A 21,417-nucleotide genomic window follows, 5' to 3' on the forward strand; every position below is an offset into this window, starting at 1 on the left:
GCAGTCCGCCGCATCCGGCGACCGCGGCCGGTCCTCCGCAACGTGGTTGCAACCTCCGCACCCCTAGCGTCCCGGGCAGCGCCGTCCGACGGCGGACGGCGCGGTGCTGTCCGACGAGGGCAGCGCGGTACTGCCGTCCGACGGCGGTCGGCAGGAGATCCGGGAGGCCACCGAGATGACCCGTTATGCCGCACCCGGCAGCGACGGAGCGATCGTCGACTACGCGTCGCGCTATGAGCACTTCATCGGCGGGGAGTACGTGAAGCCCGCCCGCGGCCAGTACTTCGAGAACCCCAGCCCGGTCAACGGACAGCCCTTCACGGAGATGGCACGGGGCACCGCGGAGGACGTCGAGCGCGCCCTGGACGCCGCGCACGCCGCCGCGGCCGCGTGGGGCCGCACCTCCACCACCGAACGCGCCAACATCCTCAACAAGATCGCGGACCGTACCGAGGAGAACCTGGAGAAGCTCGCGGTCGCCGAGTCCTGGGAGAACGGCAAGGCGGTACGCGAGACACTCGCCGCCGACATCCCGCTCGCCGTGGACCACCTGCGCTACTTCGCCGGGGCGATCCGCGCGCAGGAGGGCTCGCTCAGCGAGATCGACGAGAACACCATCGCGTACCACTTCCACGAGCCGCTCGGCGTCGTCGCGCAGATCATCCCCTGGAACTTCCCGATCCTGATGGCGGTCTGGAAGCTGGCCCCGGCCCTGGCGGCCGGCAACGCGGTGGTCCTCAAGCCGGCCGAGCAGACCCCGGCCTCCGTGCACTACTGGCTCTCGCTCATCTCCGACCTGTTGCCGCCGGGCGTGGTGAACATCGTCAACGGCTTCGGCGCGGAGGCCGGCAAGCCCCTGGCCTCCAGCCCGCGCGTGGCGAAGGTCGCCTTCACGGGCGAGACCACGACGGGGCGCCTGATCATGCAGTACGCCTCCGAGAACATCAAACCCGTCACCCTCGAACTCGGCGGCAAGTCCCCCAACATCTTCTTCGACGACGTCTGGTCGCAGGACGACGCCTTCCGCGACAAGGCGCTCGAGGGCTTCACGATGTTCGCCCTCAACCAGGGCGAGGTCTGCACCTGCCCCTCGCGCGCCCTGATCCAGCGCGGCCACTACAGCGAGTTCCTGGACGCGGCCATCGCCCGCACCGAACAGATCAAGACCGGCCACCCGCTGGACACGGACACGATGATCGGCGCCCAGGCCTCCAACGACCAGCTGGAGAAGATCCTCTCCTACCTGGACATCGGCCAGCGCGAGGGCGCGAAGGTCCTCACGGGCGGCCAGCGCATCGACTACGCCGGCGACATGGCAGGTGGCTACTACGTGCAGCCCACGATCTTCGAGGGCGACAACCGCATGCGGATCTTCCAGGAGGAGATCTTCGGCCCGGTCGTCTCGGTCACGTCCTTCAACGACTACGACGACGCCATCAAGATCGCCAACGACACGCTGTACGGCCTCGGCGCGGGAGTATGGACCCGCGACGCCAACACCGCCTACCGCGCGGGCCGTTCGATCCAGGCGGGCCGCGTCTGGGTGAACAACTACCACGCGTACCCGGCCCACGCGGCCTTCGGCGGCTACAAGCAGTCGGGCATCGGCCGCGAGAACCACAAGATGATGCTGGACCACTACCAGCAGACGAAGAACCTTCTCGTGTCGTACTCGGCAGAGAGGCTGGGCTTCTTTTAGAACCACGACACAGGGTGCCCGCCCGGGAATTCCCCCGGCGGGCACCCTGCGCTCACCCTCCCGCCGGGCAAGGCGAGGCGCACCTCACCGACAGCAGCGAGACCGTACCGGCGGCCTACTGGCAGGTCCGATACCGGTATCCCGCCTGTACGTGATTCCCGTTCCGGTCATCGAAGGTGTACTTGCCTTCCGAGTTCCGCTTGATCCTGAATGTATAGGATTCGCCCCGGAACTCCAGGTACAGATCCTTGCCGCGAGCGGTTGACCCTCCGGTCTGGACGAGCTTGTTTCCCATATAGAAGAAGATCTCCTTCGTTGCGGAGGTGCTGCTCACCTTCCGAATCCGGAAGTTCAGATCCTCGGTCGCCTGCGCGGTCTTCGGGCCGAAAATGCCGTCGACCATGCGGAACGTGAACTTGTCGCCGTCGCTGTTGTATTCGGCGCCCTCGGCCCACAGGATCTTCTGCCAGAAGCAGGTGGCGTTCGAGTTCGCGAAGGTGGACATGTTGAGCATCCCCTCGTCGTCCAGATCGTCGCCGTACCCGTCGTATCCGCGGATCCATCCGTCCGATGTCTTGGCCTCGGCAGGAACAGTGGATGCGGTCAGCGCAATGCCCAGGGCGGCAAGGCCGGCAAGGATCTTCTTCTTCACGTGCTCCCCCATGGTTGGTGTGCGTGCCGCGGGTGCGGCAGAAGTGTCCGGACAGCCTGGAGCTCTGTTGAGCCTGAGTTTCAGGTCGAAGGGCATGCGGACTGGGTCTGGATCTTGATGCCGCTCACCCTGACGTCGTCGCTGAAGTGGAACGTACTGTTGGGGGGCAGACACCAGTAGTAGGTCACGCTGTACTTGTCGTGAACGCGCAGGTAGACCCGGTCGTCGTTGCGGGTGTTGCGGACATAGTTGGCGCCGTAGCTCTTGGAGCCGAGGTCCTGGTAGGAGCTGGTGACGTCCTGGTACGCGGCTGTGGGCCGGCCGTTGTTCCAGTCACTGTCGGTCAGGTAGAAGCAGACTCGAGGCCAGCCGCATCCGTTGTAGTTCCCGGCTGTGGCAGTGGGGGCGGTGGCCAGCCCAGCAGCGATGAGCGCGGCCGCCGCAGCCGCCGTCACCGCCGTCCGCTTGGCCACCTTCGATTGAGTGCGCACAACGAATCAACTCCTCGGCTTTGTCCATTGAGTACGTGCCGCGCGGGGCCCACTGGCCTGCCTGCCCCCCGTGCAGGCAGGCCATGGACGGCTGCCGGTGTCGCGGCGGCAGGCACAAACCTGACGAGCCATCGTGCAACAACCCTGCAGGAAACCTAGAATCCGCAGGTACGGCCGTGTCTCGGCCGAGCGGCACAGGCGGGGGGCTGGGTGTGGAGTTTCTGCTGCTGGGCGGTGTCGAGGCACGGACGGCGACCGGACCGGTCGAGCTCGGACCTGCACGGCAGCAGACGGTGCTGGCTTCCCTTCTCGTGGACGTCAACCGACCGGTGACGGTCGAACAGCTCGTGCAGCGGGTCTGGGGGCACAAGCCACCGCAGTGTGCGACGCAGACCCTGTACGGGTACGTGTCCCGGCTGCGCCGCCTCCTGCCGGGGGTGATCGCCCGGGGGTCGGGCGGAGGGTACGTGCTCACCGCTGACGAGCAGAACGTCGACCTGCACCGATTCCGCCGGCTGCTCGTGCTGGCGCGGCGGGCGGAGGAGGACGCGCAAGCTCTGGCCCTGTTCGATGAGGCGGCGGCCCTGTGGCGGGAAGAGCCGTTCGCGAGTGCCGACACCCCGTGGTTCAACACGGCCCGTAACACGCTCCGCAAGGAGCGGTGGGCGGCCGAACTGGACCGCAACGACCTGCGACTGCGGTTCGGCGAACACGCCGCACTGCTTCCCGCACTGGCCGAACACTGCGCAGCGCATCCGATGGATGAGCGGCTGGCCGCGCAATACATGCTCGCCCTGTACCGCTGCGGCCGGCAGGCCGACGCCCTCGCCCACTACCGGCACGTACGCGGCATCCTCAGCGAGGAGTTGGGCGTCGATGCCGGCCGTGACCTGCAGCAGCTGCACGAGGCAATCCTCGCCGGGGACACAGAGCTGAGCCCCGCCATGCGCCCGGGGCCCGCACCGGCGCTCGTGTCGGCAGCGGCACCTGCGCCTGCCCCTGTCTCGCCCGGCATGGGCGCCGCCGCCGACCGCGCCGGTGCGATCCCGTCCCATCTGCCCCTCGACGTCCGGGGTTTCGTCGGCCGGAACGCTGAGCTCGACGAACTGGACGGTCTGCTGTCCGCCGGCTCAACCGCGGTCATCGCCATCGTGGTCGGCACCGCCGGGGTCGGCAAGACAGCGCTGGCGGTGCGGTGGGCGCATCTGATGCGCGACCGATTCCCGGACGGCCAGCTCTATGTGGACCTGCGTGGCTACGGGCCGGACGCCCCGGTGTCGGCGGCCGATGCGCTGGCCGGCTTTCTCCGTGCGCTCGGGCTGGACGGCGCCGCGATCCCCGAAGATCTCGCCGAGCGCGCGGCCCGTTTCCGCTCGCTGGTCAGCGGGCGCCGCATGCTGGTGCTGCTGGACAACGCCCGCACCGTGGACCAAGTGCGTCCGATGCTGCCGGCCGGCGTGTCCTGCTTCACCCTGGTGACCAGTCGTGACTCGCTGGCGGGGCTCGTCGCCAGGGAGGGCGCGCACCGCATCGGGCTCGACCGGCTGCCGCAGGCCGATGCCGCCGGCCTGCTGCGCACTTTGCTCGGCGCGTACGCCGACACCGAACAGGCCGCGATCGACTCCCTGGCCGAGCGGTGCGCAAGACTGCCGCTGGTCCTGAGGATCGCGGCGGAGCTGGTCCGTTCACGACCGGCCCGTACCGTCGCCGACCTGGCCGAGGAGCTGGCCGAGCAGGCCGCCTTGGACCTGCTGGACGTCGAGGGAGACCCACAGACGGCGGTGCGCGCGGTGTTCTCCTGGTCGTACCAGCAGCTCTCGCCACCCGTAGCGCGGACCTTCCGGCTGCTCGGTGTGCATCCCGGACACGACACAGACGCCTACGCGGTGGCGGCGATGACCGGGACCGGGCTGCGGGACACGCGCAAGGCTCTCGATGTTCTGGTACGCGCCCATCTCGTGGAGCAGACTCCCGGGGGCCGCTACCAGCTGCACGACCTGCTGCGTGTCTACGCCACCGAACTCGCCGAAACCGCCGGCGACGGCAAGGGACCGCTCAACCGGCTGTTCGCCTATTACCTCGCCACCGCATCCGCCGCGATGGACGCCATCGCCCCGCACGAGGCCGAACGTCGGCCCGAAGCCCCCGCGGCGGACGCCGAGACACCGGCATTCGGCGACTACCACGCGGCGTTCGGCTGGCTGGACAGCGAACGCGCCCACCTGCTCGCTGCCACACAGCACGCCGAGCCGGACTACGTGATCAGAATGTCCGACACGGTGTGGCGCTACCTCAACATCGGCGGATTCCACGACGACGCCATGGTATTGCACACACGCGCACTCCATGCCGCCGAGGCTCTGGGCGATATCAAGGCCGAGGCCAATGCCCGACGGGTGCTCGGGGCCGCGGCACTCAGAACGGGAGCCCTGTCACCGGCGATTGATCACCTGGAGCGGGCACTGGCCCTGTACCGGCAGGTCGGCGACCGATCGTTGCAGGCAGCGACCCTGAACAACCTCGGCGTCGGCAACTGGCGGCAGTCGAACCTGTCGGCAGCGGCGGACTGCTTCCGCCAGGCACTGACCCTCTACGAGGAGTACAGCGTCCACCAGCGCCTGCGCGCGCCGGCCACGAACAACCTCGCACGTATCCTGCACATTCTGGGCAGGTCCGACGAGGCTCTCGAACTGTTCGAGCAGGCGCTGGCCATCGCGCGGGAGAACGGGAACCAAGCGAGCGAGTCGAACACGCTGTGCGGTCTGGCGGATGTGAATGCCGCGGCCGGTCGTCACCGAGAGGCACTGGACTACGCACATCGCGCCCTGGTGACGGCGCGCAACGCCGGTCACCGCAGCCTCGAAGGCACCGCGATGCGGACGCTTGGCGTCGTGCACCGCCGCCAAGGGGATCACGAGTCGGCGCTACGCCATCTCGACACCGCACTGCAGATCTCTCGGGACGTGGGCGACCTGGAGGAGGTCATGGCAACACTCAGCGCGCTGGCCGAGGCGCACGATGCTGCGGGCGACCCGATCGAGGCGCTCCGGCTCCACGAGGAGGCGCTGACCGTCGACGTCGGGTCCGCTCAGCGCGACCTTCGGGCCCACGCACTTGCGGGCATCGGTGACCTCCACTCCGCACTCGGCGACCGCGAGGCGAGCCGGGAATTCTGGCACCAGGCGCTGGTGATCTACCGGGAGCTGGGCATGCCGCAGGCCGACGATGTGGAGGCGAGGGTCAACGGGCGCCACTCCCCCTCGGCCGCATCTGCCGTCTGATGCGGCGACGGCCTCACCGTCAGGCACCGGCTGCACCCTGATCCGGGACGAGGCGCGGACCAACGTGATGCCATGCAAAGCCATTTGGCACCTCGCCGACGCCCTCCGGACGGAAAGCCCCCTCCCCGCCCCATCCGCCATTGCCATTCCACGACGGCCCCGAGGCTGCCAGGATGCCTGCACGCTTTCGTTCACGGAGGCAGGTGCGCCGGGACGGGAGCCTCGTGTGGGGTACGGAAAGGATGGGGCTGTGTTCGTAGGGCGCGAGCGTGAACTGGCCGAGTTGCAGGATGCGTTGAAGTCGCAGCGGCTGGTGACGTTGACCGGTGTCGCGGGGGTCGGCAAGTCGCGGCTGGCGCGGCAGTTGGTGGACCTCGGCCTGGTGACGGATGCGGCGAACGCCTGCTGGGCGGATCTGTGGCAGTTACGGGACGAAGGGCTGCTCGCGCCGCTGGTGGCCGACGCGTGCGGGCTGTCGGACCACACCCCCAGGATGCCGCTGGACGTGATCTGCGACTGGATCGGCGAGCGCGAGCTGCTCCTGGTGCTCGACTCCTGTGAGCATGTGCTCGCAGCGGCCCGCAATCTGGTGCGGGTTCTGCTGGACCAGTGCCCGCAGTTGCGGATCGTGGCGACCAGCCGTGAACTGCTGCATCTCGAAGAGGAGTTCGTCGCCGCGGTCCAGCCGTTGCCCTGTGCCACGGATGCCGCCGAGCTGTTTCTGCGGCGGGCCACGGAGTCCGGTCATGTTCCCGAGCCCGGGGATCTGAACCAGGTCACCGAGCTGTGCACCTATCTCGACGGGCTGCCGCTGGCGCTGGAGCTGGCCGCGGGGGCGCTGCGGCACAGCAGCATCGAGGAGCTGCTGCGTCGCCCGCGGCACGAGCTGAGCCGGGCGGCGGACGAGGTGCGCCCACTGATGCCGCGCCGGCACGACGTGCTGCGCACCGCCCTGGGCTGGAGCCACGAGTTGTGCACCCCGGCGGAGCGCCTGCTGTGGGCCCGGCTCTCCATCGTGCACGGGCACTTCGACGAACCCCTGGCCGTGGCCCTGTGTTCCGGCGGGCCGCTGTCCCCGCTGGACGTGCAGGAGGCCCTGGCCGGTCTGGTGGACAAGTCCGTCGTGACCGAGCGCCGCGGGCGCCATCTGCTGCTCGACACCGTGCGCGAGTACGGTCGGCTGTGGCTCGCCGAGCTCGGTGAGCTGGACACGATGGCGCAGACGCACGCCTCGTACTTCCTCGCGCAGGCGCGGCAGGCGGACGCCACGTGGACCAGCGCCGAGCAGACCGGCTGGTACCGCACCATCAAGGAGGCGCACCCCGATCTGTGCGCGGCCCTCGACCACTTCCTCGCCCACGACACCGACGCGGCACTCGAACTGGCCACGCTGACCGGCTTCTACTGGACCTGCTGCGGGCACGCGCACACCGCGCAGCTCTACCTCTCGCGCACCCTGAAGGCGAGCGACCGGCAGGGTCCGGTGCGCCAACGGGCGGTGTGGGCGCTGGGGTTGACCCATCTGCTCCAGGGCAATCACGCCACCGGGACACACATGGCCCGCCAGTGCCTGGCCGGTGCGCGCGCCACGGAGGACGCGACGGCGTTGTTGCGCGCCGCCTATCTGCAGGCGATGAGCGATCTGTTGCAGGGCAATCCGCAGCCGAGTCTCGACCTCCTGGAGCATGCGCTGGAGTACGCGCGGTCGAAGGGCGCGGAGGGCCGGGGGGCCGGGGCGGGCGCCCAGGAGCATGCGGCGGAGGAGGAGCCCGCTGCCCAGGCCGTGATGATGTGCCGGATGCTGCGCCTGTTCGCCCTCACCGGGCTCGGGCGGCTGGAGGAGAGCCTGGCGGCGGCCACCTCGCTGCGCGCGGAGTGCGTGGCCATGGGCGAGCACTGGATCCGCTCGTACGCCGACTACCAGATGTGCGTTATCGCCCTGCGCGAGCGCAAGAGCGAACTCTCCCTGGAATACGCCCGTTCCATGCTGCACGCCAAGCAGCAGATCGGCGACACCTTCGGCATCGCCCTCGGGCTCGACATGCTGGCCGCGGCGTTCTCCGCCAACGGGGACGGTCATTCCGCGGCGCTCGCCTCCGGGGCCGGACAGCGGCTGTGGGACGCGGTGGGTCACCCGCAGCGGGGCGCGCCGGACGTGGCGCCGCTGCGCGAGGCGGGCGAGGACCTCGCCCGCAGGCTGGTGGGCGCCGGCACCTACGAGTCGTACCGCAGCGAGGCCGCCCACGCCGACCCGGGCGAGATGCTCGCCTGGGCGGCAGGGGGCGAGTCACCGCTGTAGGGAGCGGCGCGCGCTCGAACGCGCAGCCGGGGAGCAGGCGTTCGCGTTCACCCCTGCGGCGCGACGCGGGCCTACGAGACGACTTTTCCGGGCGGTCACCCGTCTGCTCCGCCGGTGTGATCTTCACAGGTACGGGTGTGCGGGTGCGTGAAGCCTTGTGCCGCCTGGGCGAAGTCGCCTTCGGGAGCGCGTCGGCACAGGGGGGCGCGCGGTAGTGAAGTGCCGCGCAGGATTTCGACTGCGCGCACCGTCCGCGACAAAGGGTTTCAAAGGGCGCGCGCTGGTAGCTTCCGGCCTCGTGATCAATGCGCTTCCCGAAGGTCCGGGAGACCCCGAGTCGCCCTTGCCGATTCCTACGGGGCCGGAGGACTCCGTCCGGCCCGCACTGCTGAACCCCGCCGAGCGGGAGGACCGCGCCGTCCTCGACGCCCTGCTCGATTCCGGGTCCGTACGCGAGCGGCACGACCGCATCGACGAGCAACTGGCGGAGCTGGTGCGCTGCCTGCGCCCGCACGAATCTCTGACGGGCCGCCAACTGGAGCGAGCTGTCGCCGAGTTCACCGGTGGCGTCGAGCCGAGCCGCTACGGGACCTGGGTTTGGTACCCGTGGTCCGGGCGGCTGGTGCACGTGCTGCCCCGCGAGGAGTTCCGGCGGGTGCGCACCGACCGCAACCGGGACAAGATCACCGCCGCCCAGCAGCAGCGACTGCTCACGCGCCGCATCGGCGTGATCGGACTGTCCGTGGGCAACAGCGCGGCGCTCACCTGCGCAATGGAAGGCATCGCAGGATCGTTTCGCCTGGCCGACTTCGACACCCTCGGCCTGAGCAATCTGAACCGCTTGCGGGCCGGCGTGCACGAACTGGGCCTGCCCAAAACGGTGTTGTGCGCACGGCAGATGTACGAGATCGATCCCTATCTCGACATCGAGCTGTGGCACGAGGGCCTGACCGAGGACACGATCGACTCCTTCTTCGGCCCCGCGGACCGCCGGCTCGACCTGGTGATCGAGGAGTGCGACACGCTCTGGGTGAAGGTGGCCGCACGCGAGGCGGCGCGGCGCCGCCGTATCCCCGTGCTCATGGACACCAACGACCGGGGGCTCGTGGACGTGGAGCGCTTCGACCTCGAGCCGGACCGGCCGCTGTTCCACGGCCGCGGCGGCGATCTGACCGCCGAGGACGTCCGGCGGCTCGCCCCGGCGGACGCGCTCGCCCTCCTGCTGCGCCTGTGCGACGAGCACCGGCTGAGCCCCGCCATGCAGGACGCGCTCGGCCGGATCGGGCACAGCCTGTCCAGCTGGCCGCAGCTGGCCAGCGGGGTGATGCTGGGCGGCGCCCTCGTCACCGACGCCGCGCGCCGCATCCTGCTCGGCGCGCCGGTGTCCTCGGGCCGCTTCTACGTGGATCTCGAGCAGCTCGTCGGCGCCGTCGATGCCGCGCTCGTCCCGGCGGGGGCGGGCCGGTGAACCACCTCCCCGAACTCCACGGCGAACACCTGTGGCTGCGCGAACTGCGCGCCACCGACCTCGCTCCCTTCGAACGCATCCACACCCACCGTGTCCTCACCCGCTACCTCGGGATCGACCGGATGGACTCCCGGCAGGCCCAGGACGCCTTCGCGCAGCACCTGGCCCAGCCCTACACGTATCCGCGGCGCAAGCACACCCTGGCAGTCTGCCCGCCGGGCCAGGACGTCATGGTCGGCACCATGGGCCTGCTGGTCGAGGAGTACGGGCGCAACGCCATGCTCACGGGCCTGGTCCTGCTGCCCGACGCCCCCGTGCGCGGCCACGGGCACGAGGCAGGTCGGCTCCTCATGGCGTACGGCTTCGGGCACTTGGGGCTGCACCGCATCTGGGCCGGGCACCGCGCCGACCACACCCGGATGCGGGAGGTGATGCTCGCGGCCGGGCTGCGGCCCGAGGCCACGCTGCGGGAGCTGTTCCACACCCAAGGCCGGTGGCACGACGTCACGACGTACGCGGCGCTTGCGCCCGAGTGGATCCGGCAGGCCACCCCGGCCGAACAGGCCGTGCTGCACGCGTCCGTGCCGCGCCCGGCGGGCGCACCGGCCTCGTCCGCACCGGTACCGACGGGCCGCTGAGCAGGCGGGGGGGGAACTGCGCGGCAGGGATCAACGTCCGTGTCTGGTGAGCCGGTTGGAGCGCTTGCCCGACCGGCCGGCGGATGCCGCGCCTCGGCGTACGGCCGGCACAGGACCTATCCCTGGGAGAACCGTGAACACCCGTACCGCAATCGCCCTCCTCACCACCGCTCTCGCCGCCGCGGCGCTCACCGGGTGCTCCGGCTCCGACACGGAGGAGCTCTCCTACGGCGAGAAGGCGACGAAGGACAACCTGGAAGTCAGCGTCCTGCGCGTGGAGGCCGGGACGTCCGGGGATCTGTCGGTCCTGGAGGACGCCGCCGAGTACCAGGGCCGTACGCCGTACTACGTCCGCTACCGGGTGACGAAGACGGAGGCCGGGAAGGTGGACGGGCCCTCCTTCGACGTCACGGCTGACGGCGGTCTGCTGACACAGCTGAACATCATGGCGAGCTTCCCCGAGATCGAGGTGGGCGCGGACGGCAAGCCCCGCTACAAGGAAGCTCCGAAGTTCGAGAAGTGCATCGACGAGCCCGCCGCCGCCGAGTTCGGGAAGGCACCGGCCGGAGCGAGCTACGAGGGATGCACCATCTACCTCTCCGACACGGGCTCCACGGCGGAGCCCAAGAAGGTCGAGTGGAACAAGGGCGGGCTGGTGCGCAGCAGCGAGGACGAGGCGTACGCCGTGTGGAAGTGAAACCCCCGCACGGGTAGCCGCGCGGCTACCCGCCCTCCCATCGCTCCACCTCCGGGCCGGGCAGGCCGAGTTGGTCCAGGATCCGGGCGACCGTGTGGTCGACCAGGTCGTCGACCGTGCGCGGGCGCTGGTAGAACGCCGGCATCGGGGGCACGATGCGGGCCCCCATGCGGGCGAGGGCCAGCATGTTCTCCAGGTGGATCTCGTGCAGCGGGCTCTCGCGCGGGACCAGGACCAGGGGGCGGCGCTCCTTGAGCACCACGTCTGCCGCCCGGCCCACGAGGCCGTCGGCGTAGCCCGCCCGGATCCCGGCCAGCGTCTTCATGCTGCACGGCACGATCACCATGCCGCCGGTGCGGAACGAGCCCGAGGAGACGGCGGCCGTCTGGTCGCCGGGCCGGTGCACGACGTCCGCGAGTTTCAGGACCTCGGCCACCTTGCGTCCGGTCTCCAGCTCGATCGTGGTGCGGGCCCAGCGGGTGAGGACGAGGTGGGTCTCCACGTCGGGCTGCGCGCGCAGCGCCTCCAGGAGCCGCACCCCGTAGACGGCTCCGGTGGCGCCGGTCATCCCGACGATCAGGCGCATGAGGCGATCCGGTCGAGCAGGGCCCGGGCCCGGTCCGTGCGGGACGGGTCGGTGCGGATGCGCACGGCGTCGAAGTGCGGTCCGCGGGTGGCGTCGAGGCCCATGCGCGAGGTCGTGCCGTCCGGGGTCGACGAGGGGTCGAGGGGGCTGCCGGGCAGGCCGTCGACGGTGAACACGTCGGCATGCGGCTGGAGATGGGTGGCGAGCGCCCACAGGACCTGCTCGTCCCGGGTCACGTCCACGTCCTCGTCCACCGCCACCACCGTCTTCAGATACGGATCCCAGCCGAGCAGCGCCAGAAGGATCTGCCGGGCCTGGCCGGGGCGGGTCCGGCGCAGCGCCACGTACGCGTGGAAGTGTGTGCCCGAGGTCGGGTAGTGCAGGGCCGTGACCTCGGGGAAGCGGCTCATGAGCTGCTCGGCCATCTCCGACTCGCGCGGGATCCGGGCCAGGTTGAGGTGTTCGTCGCTGTTGCCGCCCACGATGTCGAACAGGAGCGGGTCGCGGCGGCGCAGCACGCTGTGCACGGTGAGGACATTGTTCGTCGACCGGTCGGAGGAGTAGCCGGAGAACTCGCCGAAGGGGCCCTCGGGCGCGGACCGCGCGGGGTCGATGACGCCTTCGAGGACGAGTTCGGCGCTCGCGGGCACCCGGATGCCGTGCCGTGGGGTGCGTACGACGTCCAGGGGCTCGCCCAACAGGCCGCCCGCCAGGGTGCGTTCGTCCACGTCGGGGCCGACGCGGGCGGAGGCGGCGAGGTGGAACAGCGGGTGTGCGCCGACGACCATGGCCACGGGCAGCACCTCCCCGCGCTCCTCGGCCAGGCGGAGCAGCTGCCACAGGTGGCCGCGCGAGTGCAGGCTCGTGGCGAGTTCGGTGCGGCTGTGCACCAGGGCCCGGTGGTAGCTGAGGTTGCCGGCCCGCGCCGGAGTCCGCGCCAGGGTCTGTTCCGGTGCCTGCGCCGGGGTCTGCTCCGGCGTCTGCTTCGGCGCCTCAGCGGTGATGACTCCACTGGTGAGGTAGGGGCCGCGGTCCGAGTCGAAGTGGCGCAGCAGCGGCAGCGCGGTGAGGTCGACGGCCTCGCCCTCGGTGACCGTGTCGAGCACGGGCCCGGTCGGCAGCACACGCGGCTCCACGCGGCGGGCGGCAGCGGCCTGGTAGGCGCGGTGCAGTCCGGCCGGGTCGGTGCCGAGGAGACGGGCGACGCGGCGCCGCGAGGCGAAGAGGTTGGTGACGAGCGGGGTGCCGGACAGACCCGCCACCTTCCGGCAGACGAGCAGCGGGTCACGGCCGCGCGCGGCGAGTTCGGCGACGAGGGCCGCGACGTCGGGCCCGCCCAGTTCCTCCTCGACGGTCAGCACGTCCTCGGGGTGCTCCGCGGTGTAGGCGGCGAGGTGGGCGCGCAGGTCCTGGCCGGTGCGCCGGGCGGACTCAGTGGGTGTCACAGCAGACCCCCGCGTGCACCCCGCCGGTGAACAGGCCGCCCCAGGCGGGCGATTCGACCGCCGTGCCGAGGAGGTCGAGTCCGGTGCGTACCGCGATGCGCGCACCGTCGTGGACGGGCTTGCCCAGTTCGCGCTCCACCAGGGCGGCGACGGGCGCGACCGGCAGCTCGGTGCCCGCGACGACCAGGCACTGCGCGTCGGCCGTGTCCGCGTCGAGGAGCAGGCGACGTACGCGCGAGACCGGGAGTTCGGCGGCCTGACGCGGGGTGGTGAGGCCGAGCGCGGTGACGGAGGCGATGCGCAGGCCCGCGGCGAGGTAGGTGTCCGCGATCCGGCCCGCGGTCTCCGGGGAGCCCGCGGTGACGAGGGCGATCGAGTGCAGGCCCGCGCGGGCGAGCAGGTCGATCTGGCCGAGGGTCACGGTGGAGGCCCGCACACCGGCGGTGCGCTCGATGACGCGGGCCACGGCGCGGCCGTGCGCGGAGCCGTCGAGTCCGGCGGAGGTGCCGTGCCACACGATGACGTCGGCGCCGGCCTGCGCCAACTGTGCGGCGCCGCGCTGGAGTTCGGCCGCGTGCCGGGGCGTGAGGCCGGGGCCGTACTGGATCTCGGGCAGGGACGCGCGGGCTCCGGGGTGGGCGATGTCGACCTGGACCGGTGCGCAGATCTGGCCGGTCCAGCGGTCGGCGCCGAGCGAAGTGGCGGGCAGGAGGTGTCCGATGCGCTGCATGTGGGCTCCAGGAGAAGGGACGGTCACGGGGCTGGGTGCGGGCGGCCGGTCCCCCCGGCCGGCCACCCGCACCCCGGTGCGGTCGCGTCAGGTGCGGGCGACCGTGTCCAGCGACGCGTACGTGTCCTTCAGGCGCAGCTGCGCCTCCTCCTGGTTACGCGGCGGCGGTGTGGGCTTGAGGCCGAGGAGCTTGGCCATGTTGTTGCCGAGGTAGCCCTCCAAGTCCTCCTCGGACAGGTGCATGCCCTGCGGCGGCGGGCCGCACAGGACCTCGAGCTCGCGGGCCCACATGCCGGGTTCGTTCGGCGGCGAGTCGGTGCCGAAGACGAGCTGGTGCCGCTCCATCTGCTGCGCGAACTCCACGATCCGCGACTGGAGCAGCCAGCCGGACTCCCCGTACACATTGGGCGAGTCGAGGATCATGTAGAGCGCCTCGAAGCAGTAGACGCCGCCCGTCTGCACCCCGAAGTGCGCCAGGATGAAGTTGACGTCCTTGAACTCGCGGATGATCGGATAGAACTGCGTCGGGATCGAGTACGGCCCGTCGCCGGTGTGGATGAGGACGACGACACCCAGTTCGTCGCAGACCCGAAGGACGGGCCGGAGCCAGTCGAGGGCCCGGTCCGGGCGGTAAGCGTGCATGTTGGCATGCAGCTTGACCATCTTGTAGCCGTACTCCTTGACGTGGAACTCCAGCTCCTTCGCGCCGTTCTCGGGCCCGAAGCGCGGGTTGTACATGAAGTTCCCGATGAACCGGTCGGGGTAGGTGGTGACCAGTTCGGTGATGTACGACATGTAGTCGCGGATGCCCTCGCGGCCCGTGCGCATCCCGTCCTGCCAGACCGAGTTGCCGGGGGGCGGCATGATGCAACCGTAGTCGATGCGGCGCGGCTTGCCGTTGATCATGTACGGGCCGTTCATCATCTCCAGCGTGCGCTCACCGGTGAACGGGGAGCCGTCGTGCCGCCACGCCTGGTCGACGATGTTCGTCGGGTGCATGTGGGTGTCGATGATCAAGGTCGTGCTTCCTTCCCATCTGGTGCCAACCGTGTGCTGTGGTGGACCGTTGGGGGACCCAGGGCAGGGCCCGCCTCACCCCCTCTCCGTCTGGACGATGTCCTCGGGCCGCACCGGCACCTTCGGCAGCTCCAGGCCGGTCGCGGCCCGCAGGGCGTTCGCGATGGCCGGCGTGGAGGACAGGGTGGGCGGCTCGCCGACGCCGTTGAGGCCGTAGGGCGAGTCGGGGTGCGGAAGTTCGAGCAGGTCGATGGGGACGTGCGGCATGTCGGCGATGGTGGGGATCAGGTAGTCGGTGAACGACGGGTTGCGCACCCGGCCGTTTACGACGCGCAGTTCCTCCATGACCGCGAGGCCGAGCCCTTGCGCGCTGCCGCCCTCGATCTGGCCCTCGACGGCGAGCGGGTTCATCGCCTTGCCGACGTCCTGGGCGGTGGCGAGTTCGACCACCTTGACCAGGCCGAGTTCGGTGTCCACGTCGACCACGGCGCGGTGGGCGGCGAAGGCGAACGCGATGTGGGCGTCGCCCTGGCCGCGTTCATCGTCGATGGGGTGGGTACGGCGGTGGGCGTACTCGTACTCCTCCTCCAACGGGCCGTGCCGGTCCAGGAGTTCGGCGAGCGGTGCGTCGCCGAGTGCGTCGAGCCGCTCGCGCAGCGCCTTGCAGGCGCCCTGCACCGCTCCCCCGCTCATCCAGGTGATGCGCGATGCGGAGGACGAGCCCGCGTCGCCGACCTGGGTGTCGGCGGGGAGGACCACGACCCGCTCCACGCCGAGTTCCGTCCGTACGATCTGGGCCTGCACGGTGACGATGCCCTGGCCGCACTCGGCGGCAGCGGTGTGCACCTCGGCCACCGGCTCGCCGCCCGCGAGGGCGAGGCGCACCCGGGCCACGGAGCGGTCGTCCACGCCGCCGGAGAATCCGATGGCCTTGACGCCGATCGCATAACCGACACCGCGCCGCACGCCCTCGCCCCGGCTGGTGTTGTTCAGTCCGCCGGGCAGTCCGAAGGTGCCCTCGGGCGCGGGCGGCAGCGGGCGGTCGCGCAGCCTGCGCAGGAGTTCGGCGGCGGGCGCCGGGCCGTCGACCGCCTGGCCGGTGGGCAGGACCGTGCCGGTGGTCATCGCGTTGCGCAGCCGTAACTCCACCGGGTCCATGCCCAGTTCGCGCGCCAGCTTGTCGAGGTTGGACTCGACCCCGTAGCAGGACTGGACGGCGCCGAAGCCGCGCATGGCGCCGCAGGGCGGGTTGTTGGTGAACACGGAGTAGCCGTCGATCTCGGCGTGCGGCACCTCGTAGGCGCCGGCCGCGAAGTACGAGCCGTTGGCGATGACGATCTGTGAGGTGGAGGTGTAGGCCCCGCCGTCGAAGAGCAGCTTCGCCTTCACGAAGACGATGCGGCCGTCGCGGGTGGCCCCGTGCTCGAACCACATGCGCGCCGGGTGGCGGTGCACATGGCCGAAGAAGGACTCCTCGCGGTCGTAGCTCATCTTCACGGGCCGGCCGGTGTGCAGGGCGAGCAGCGCCGCGTGGATCTGCACGGACACGTCCTCGCGCCCGCCGAACGCGCCGCCCACGCCGGACAGGGTCAGGCGCACCTTCTCCGGGGGCAGGCCGAGGGCCGCGCACATCTGGTGCTGGTCGTCGTGCAGCCACTGGGTGGAGACGTACATGTCGACGCCGCCGTCCTCGGCCGGGATCGCGAGGCCCGACTCGGGACCGAGGAAGGCCTGGTCCTGCATGCCGACCTCGTAGTACCCGCTGACCACGACCTCGGCCTCGGCGCGGGCGCGGTCGGGGTCGCCGTGGCGGATGCGGACGTGCCGTACGACATTGCCCTGCTTGCCGTCCACGCGCTCGGCGTGCACGAGGAGGCCCGTGTCGCGCAGCGCCTCCTCCGGGTCGGTCAGGGCGGGCAGTTCCTCGTACGCGACGTCGATGAGCGCGAGGGCCCGCCGCGCCGTCTCGGGGTGGTCGGCGGCCACGAGGGCCACCGGCTCGCCCTGGTAGCGGACCACGTCCGCGGCGAGCACGGGCTGGTCGGCGACCTTCATGCCGTACCGGGGCTGTCCCGGTACGTCCTCGTGGGTGAGCACCGCCACCACCCCGGGCAGCCGCAGCGCCGGCGTCACGTCGATGCGGACGATACGGGCGCTGGGGTGCGGGGAGCGCAGGGTCGCGCCCCACACCATGCCGTCGGCCTGGAGGTCGGAGGAGTACGCGAAGTCGCCCTTGACCTTGAGGCGGGCGTCGGGGCGGCGGGTGCTGCTGCCGACTCCGTCGCGGACCCGGCTGCCCGAGGTGGTGGTGGCGGTGCTCACGGTCGTTCACTTCCCTTCTGCCGAACGGGAGTCGAGCGTGGTGCGAGCCGTGCGCGGGACGCCGCGAAGGCGTCCCGCGCGCCCTAGTCGACGGGCCGGACCCCACCGCGTCCGCGCCCGGACGCCGGGCCGGACTGCGGCGCCGAGGGCCCGGAGGCGACCCCTTGCGAGAGGCGGATGCGCAGCTTGCGGATGTGGTCGCGGGCCGCGAGGTCCGCCGCGTCCGGGTCGCCGGAGGTCATCGCCTCGAAGATGCGGCGGTGCTCGGCGACCGCGAGCCGCGAGGCCTCCTGGCCGCGCCACAGCTGGTGCAGCGCGAGGTGGGCCTTGCCCTGGATGGCGTCCAGGGCCGCGGTCAGGTGGTCATTGCCCGCCACCTCGCGGATCGTGCGGTGGTAGGCCATGTCCATCTCGATGTGCGTGCGCTCGTCCACGCCCGTGCCGATCTCCTGCTCGTGGCGCTCCAGGAGCTCGCGCAGCTGGGCGACGCGGGTGGCGTCGAGGCGCTCGGTGGCCAGGCGCGCCGCCAAGCCTTCCATCACCTCGCGGACCACGTACAGCTGGCGTACGTCCTCCACGTCGACGGTGGCAACGACCGCGCCCTTGTGCGGCACGTGCGTGGCCAGGCCGTCGTGGATGAGGCGCTGGACGGCCTCGCGGACCGGGCTGCGGCTGATGTTCAGCTGGGCCGCGAGGGCGGGCACGGAGAGAGCGTCGCCGGGCCGCAGCCGGTTGGCGAGCACGGCGCTCTTGAGCTCCTCGTACGCCTGGTCGGCGAGCAGGCTGCCGGCCGCGACCGGATTCACCGCGCGCTGTGCGCTCATCTCCAACTCCCCCTCACTGCTTGCCCGTTGGACTTACATGTTGCATGTAATGTTCGGGCGGGTCAATGGGCCCGTCGTCCCGCGTGTGATTCCTCCGCGAGCGGAGGGCAGGGATCCGCAGATGGTGGAAGAAGAGGTTGAGCAGGACGGCCGTGATCGTCCCGAGGATGATGCCGCTCTCGAACAGGGCGTGCAGTTGGCGGCCGGGCATCTGCTCGGCGAACTGCGGGAAGGCCGTGGGCAGGAAGCCGATGCCCATGCTGGCGGCGACCAGGATGGTGTTGCGCTGGTCGGTCAGGTCGGCCTGGACCAGGATCTGCACGCCCACCACGGCGATGGTCGAGAAGAGCACGATGGTCGCACCGCCGAGTACCGGCGAGGGCATGGCGGCGACAACGGCCCCGACCTTCGGCACGAGCCCGAGGATCATCATGATCACGCCGGAGGAGGCCACGATCCACCGGGACTTCACGCGGGTGAGCCGGATCAGGCCGATGTTCTGCGAATAGACCGTGCTGGGAAAGGAGTTGAGCACCCCCGCGGCGGCCGTGGCCAGCCCGTCGGCGCGCAGGGCGCGGGTGACGTCCTTCCCTTCCACGCGCCGGTCGACGATCTCCCCCACGGCGAAGAACTGCCCGATGGACTCCACGGCGATGATGACCATCACGAGGAAGAGCGAGAGCACGGCGATGGCGTCGAGGCGGGGCGCCCCGTAGTGCAGCGGCGAAGCCGTGCCGAGCCAGGGTGCGTCGCCGATCCGCGAGAAGTCGGTGAAGCCGGCGACGGCCGCCACGATCGTGCCGATGAACAGGCCCACCAGGACCGCGACCGTGGCGAGGAAGCCCCGGGACATCTTGTGCAGCAACAGGATGACCACGAGCGTGACGGCGGCGAGCCCCAGGTGCGCGGGCGAGCCGAACGAGTCCTGGCTCGGGTCGCCGCCGCCGACCTGGCGTGCGGCGACGGCCAGCAGCGTGATGCCGACGATGGTCACGATCGTGCCGGTGACCAGCGGCGGGAAGAAGCGGACGAGTTTGCTGAACACCGGGGCGACGACGAACAGCGCGAGGCCTGCCGCGATCACCGCGCCGAACACCGTCGGCAGCCCCGCCTTCGCGCCGCCGGCCGCGAGTCCCACCGACACCAGGGAGGGCACGGCGGTGGTCGAGGTGCCCTGGACGACGGGCAGCCGGATTCCGATCCCGGGCAGCCCGACGGACTGAAGGAGCGTGGCCAGACCGCAGGTGAGCAGTGAGGCGTTGACGAGCAGGGCGATGTCCTTGCCCTGCATGCCGAGTCCTTCGGCGACCAGGAGCGGCATCACCACCGCCCCGGCGTAGAAGGCCAGCACGTGCTGGAGCCCGTAGACGGCCAGCCGCCACGGCGCCGGCACGGCCTCGACCGGGTCCTTCTCCCTGTGGGCCGCGGGGCCCTTCTCCTTGTGGGCCGCGAGGCCCTTCTCCCTGTGGGCCGCGGACTGCCCCGCCCCGCCCTGAACTTCCTTGTCGGACATGTGCGTTCTCCCTCCACCCGCTCGGCGGGTGTTGACTCGTGCGCACTTACCGGGGCCGTGGACGGACGGCCGGGCCGGGCGGCGACCAGTGCTGCCGCCGGCGGGTGTCTGCGGCGCCGGGGCCGCCAGGACGCAGGAGGCCGTGGCCCGGCCGCACGGAGGGCGGCGCGCCACGGAAGGGTGTGCGGACCGGGTCCGATCCCGGCGCCGGCGGGGCCGCACGGCGCCGGGCCGGCCGGACCGGTCCGTCGGTGTCAGTGGTGCCAGGCGGGGGTGAGGGCCTGGAACCCGGCCCTCCGTACGAGCCGTTCGGCCCGCTCCTGGGCCTCTTCGAGGAGCGCTTCCTCGTCGACGAGGGTGCAGCGGCCGTCCTCGAACACGATCCGGCCGCCGACCACGGTCAGCTCCACGTCACCGCCGCGCGCCGAGTAGACCAGGGCGGCCACCGCGCGGTGCAGCGGGCGCAGATGCGGCCGGTCGAGCGCCACCACCGCGAGGTCGGCGGGCGCGCCCGGCGCGAGCACGCCCGCGCCCGAGCCGGTGTACCGGCCGCCCTCGCGGGTGGCCAGCTCCAAGGCCTCCTCGCAGCGCGCCACCGCGGGATCGAGCGTGTGCTGGCGCTGCGCGAACAGGGTCTGCTTCATCACCTCGAACATGTCCTGACGGTGCCCGGCGCTCGGTCCGTCGGTGCCGAGCGCCACGACGGCACCGGCCTCGCGCAGGGCGCGCAGCGGCATTACACCGGAGGCCAGGTAGGCGTTGGAGGACGGGTTGTGCGCGACGCCCGCGGCGTGTTCGCCGACGGCCTTGATCTCGGCGTCGTCCAGCCACACCGCGTGCGCGAGGGTGGTGCGTGCGTCGAGCAGGCCTTCACGGGCGAGCCATTCGACGGGCCGGATCCCGTACGCCTCCAGATAGCTCGCCGGATCCTTCGCGCCCTCGCTGCAGTGGGTGTGCCATTTCGTGTCGCACGTGCGCGCCAACTCCACGGCGCCGCGCACCAGTTCCTGGTCCACGTAGGCGAGGTTGAGCGGCGCCGGCCACACCTCCACCGCCGATCCGCGCGGCCTGCGGCGCATGCACTCGCGGGTGATCTCCAGTTCCTGCGCGACGGAGTAGCGGAACAGGTCGTCGGGCAGCCCGCGCGCGGCGGCAACGGCGGTCTTGTGGCCGATCATTCCGCGGGCGACGACGCCGCGGAGGCCGGCCTGCTCGATGGCGTCCGCCACGGAGAGAACCGTTTCGGCATCGGTGGGCGCGTAGTGGTTGTCCACGACCGTGGTGATGCCGGAGCGGAGCGCCTCCACGGCGGCGAGCGTGGCGGCGACCCGGGCGTCCTCGGCGTCCACCGCGATCGAGTACGGCCACATGAACTCGCACAGCCACGGCCAGATCGGGCGGCCCTCGCCGAGGCCGCGGGCCAGGGCCTGGAAGAGGTGGCTGTGGCCGTCGACGAAGCCGGGCAGGACGGCCTTGCCGCGGCAGTCCACGGTCCGTTCGGCCCGCCAGGCGGCTTCGATCTCGGCCGCCGGGCCCACGGCGACGATGCGTCCGTCGGCCACGGCGACGGCTCCGGACGCGAAGACGTTCCGCTCGTCGTCCACGGTGAGCACCTGCCCGCCCGTCAGGAGCAGGTCGCAGGGGCGCGGGGAATGCACAGCTGATACGGAGCCCACGGAGCCTCCAAGGTCTCGGCCGGACTTCATATTGCATGCAACATATTGTGGATCGCGGGAGTGTCAACCCCTCACGGGT

Annotated in this window: 16 protein-coding genes; 6 read left to right on the forward strand and 10 right to left on the reverse strand. The window is 71.1% G+C overall.

All coding sequences use genetic code 11. The features are described 5' to 3' along the window. Nucleotides 1-175 precede the first annotated feature (175 nt). Nucleotides 176-1,699 (forward strand): acetaldehyde dehydrogenase ExaC, encoded by a 1,524-nt coding sequence (gene exaC / locus BLT97_RS01595; RefSeq protein ID WP_093607693.1) that lies wholly within the window; start codon nt 176-178, stop codon nt 1,697-1,699. Between the two features lie 115 nt (nt 1,700-1,814). Here exaC and BLT97_RS01600 read toward each other — a convergent pair whose 3' ends face one another. Further along, nucleotides 1,815-2,351, reverse strand: a complete 537-nt coding sequence (locus BLT97_RS01600; RefSeq protein ID WP_143041298.1) for a Tat pathway signal protein — start codon at nt 2,349-2,351, stop codon at nt 1,815-1,817. Nucleotides 2,352-2,431: 80 nt separating this feature from the next. After that, complete coding sequence (locus BLT97_RS01605; protein WP_143041299.1) at nt 2,432-2,842, reverse strand: hypothetical protein; 411 nt, start codon at nt 2,840-2,842, stop codon at nt 2,432-2,434. A 212-nt stretch (nt 2,843-3,054) separates the two neighbouring features. Here BLT97_RS01605 and BLT97_RS01610 point away from each other — a divergent pair, with 212 nt between their 5' ends. From BLT97_RS01610 to BLT97_RS01630, 5 genes are all read left to right on the forward strand, one after another. Further along, a complete protein-coding gene (locus tag BLT97_RS01610) occupies nt 3,055-6,123 on the forward strand; it encodes an AfsR/SARP family transcriptional regulator (RefSeq protein ID WP_176953595.1) in 3,069 nt (1,022 codons plus the stop codon). A gap of 250 nt (nt 6,124-6,373) precedes the next feature. Then, complete coding sequence (locus tag BLT97_RS01615) at nt 6,374-8,422, forward strand: ATP-binding protein (protein WP_093606814.1); 2,049 nt, start codon at nt 6,374-6,376, stop codon at nt 8,420-8,422. Nucleotides 8,423-8,720: 298 nt separating this feature from the next. Further along, a complete protein-coding gene (locus BLT97_RS01620; protein ID WP_245769086.1) occupies nt 8,721-9,890 on the forward strand; it encodes a ThiF family adenylyltransferase in 1,170 nt (389 codons plus the stop codon). Continuing rightward, nucleotides 9,887-10,528, forward strand: a complete 642-nt coding sequence (locus BLT97_RS01625; RefSeq protein ID WP_093606816.1) for a GNAT family N-acetyltransferase — start codon at nt 9,887-9,889, stop codon at nt 10,526-10,528. Before BLT97_RS01620 ends, BLT97_RS01625 begins: the two co-directional genes overlap by 4 nt. Nucleotides 10,529-10,661: 133 nt before the next feature. Beyond that, complete coding sequence (locus tag BLT97_RS01630) at nt 10,662-11,225, forward strand: hypothetical protein (RefSeq protein WP_093606817.1); 564 nt, start codon at nt 10,662-10,664, stop codon at nt 11,223-11,225. Between the two features lie 25 nt (nt 11,226-11,250). On the opposite strand, the gene BLT97_RS01635 is transcribed toward BLT97_RS01630, so the two are convergent. The 8 genes from BLT97_RS01635 to BLT97_RS01670 form a co-directional block, all read right to left on the reverse strand. Further along, nucleotides 11,251-11,811 (reverse strand): UbiX family flavin prenyltransferase, encoded by a 561-nt coding sequence (locus BLT97_RS01635; protein ID WP_093606818.1) that lies wholly within the window; start codon nt 11,809-11,811, stop codon nt 11,251-11,253. Then, nucleotides 11,802-13,256 carry a UbiD family decarboxylase gene (locus BLT97_RS01640; protein ID WP_093606819.1) on the reverse strand — a complete coding sequence of 485 codons (1,455 nt, stop codon included), beginning with the start codon at nt 13,254-13,256 and terminating at the stop codon, nt 11,802-11,804. The genes BLT97_RS01635 and BLT97_RS01640 overlap by 10 nt, the downstream gene beginning before the upstream one ends. Further along, on the reverse strand, nt 13,243-13,986 hold the full coding sequence (locus BLT97_RS01645) for an aspartate racemase/maleate isomerase family protein (RefSeq protein ID WP_093606820.1): 744 nt from the start codon (nt 13,984-13,986) through the stop codon (nt 13,243-13,245). The genes BLT97_RS01640 and BLT97_RS01645 overlap by 14 nt, the downstream gene beginning before the upstream one ends. An 87-nt stretch (nt 13,987-14,073) precedes the next feature. Then, on the reverse strand, nt 14,074-15,003 hold the full coding sequence (locus BLT97_RS01650; RefSeq protein ID WP_093606821.1) for an amidohydrolase family protein: 930 nt from the start codon (nt 15,001-15,003) through the stop codon (nt 14,074-14,076). A 75-nt stretch (nt 15,004-15,078) separates the two neighbouring features. Beyond that, nucleotides 15,079-17,325: a molybdopterin cofactor-binding domain-containing protein gene (locus tag BLT97_RS01655; protein ID WP_093606822.1), complete on the reverse strand. Its 2,247-nt coding sequence runs from the start codon at nt 17,323-17,325 to the stop codon at nt 15,079-15,081. A gap of 83 nt (nt 17,326-17,408) precedes the next feature. After that, nucleotides 17,409-18,149 (reverse strand): GntR family transcriptional regulator, encoded by a 741-nt coding sequence (locus BLT97_RS01660; protein WP_093606823.1) that lies wholly within the window; start codon nt 18,147-18,149, stop codon nt 17,409-17,411. 13 nt (nt 18,150-18,162) lie between these two features. Beyond that, the gene (locus tag BLT97_RS01665) at nt 18,163-19,662 is read right to left on the reverse strand and encodes a nucleobase:cation symporter-2 family protein (protein ID WP_093606824.1); all 1,500 of its coding nucleotides are present in this window, start codon (nt 19,660-19,662) and stop codon (nt 18,163-18,165) included. Between the two features lie 254 nt (nt 19,663-19,916). Continuing rightward, nucleotides 19,917-21,338: an amidohydrolase family protein gene (locus tag BLT97_RS01670; protein ID WP_245769087.1), complete on the reverse strand. Its 1,422-nt coding sequence runs from the start codon at nt 21,336-21,338 to the stop codon at nt 19,917-19,919. Between the last annotated feature and the right edge of the window lie 79 nt (nt 21,339-21,417).

Source organism: Streptomyces indicus, from assembly GCF_900100315.1.
Taxonomy (GTDB): Bacteria; Actinomycetota; Actinomycetes; order Streptomycetales; family Streptomycetaceae; genus Streptomyces; species Streptomyces indicus.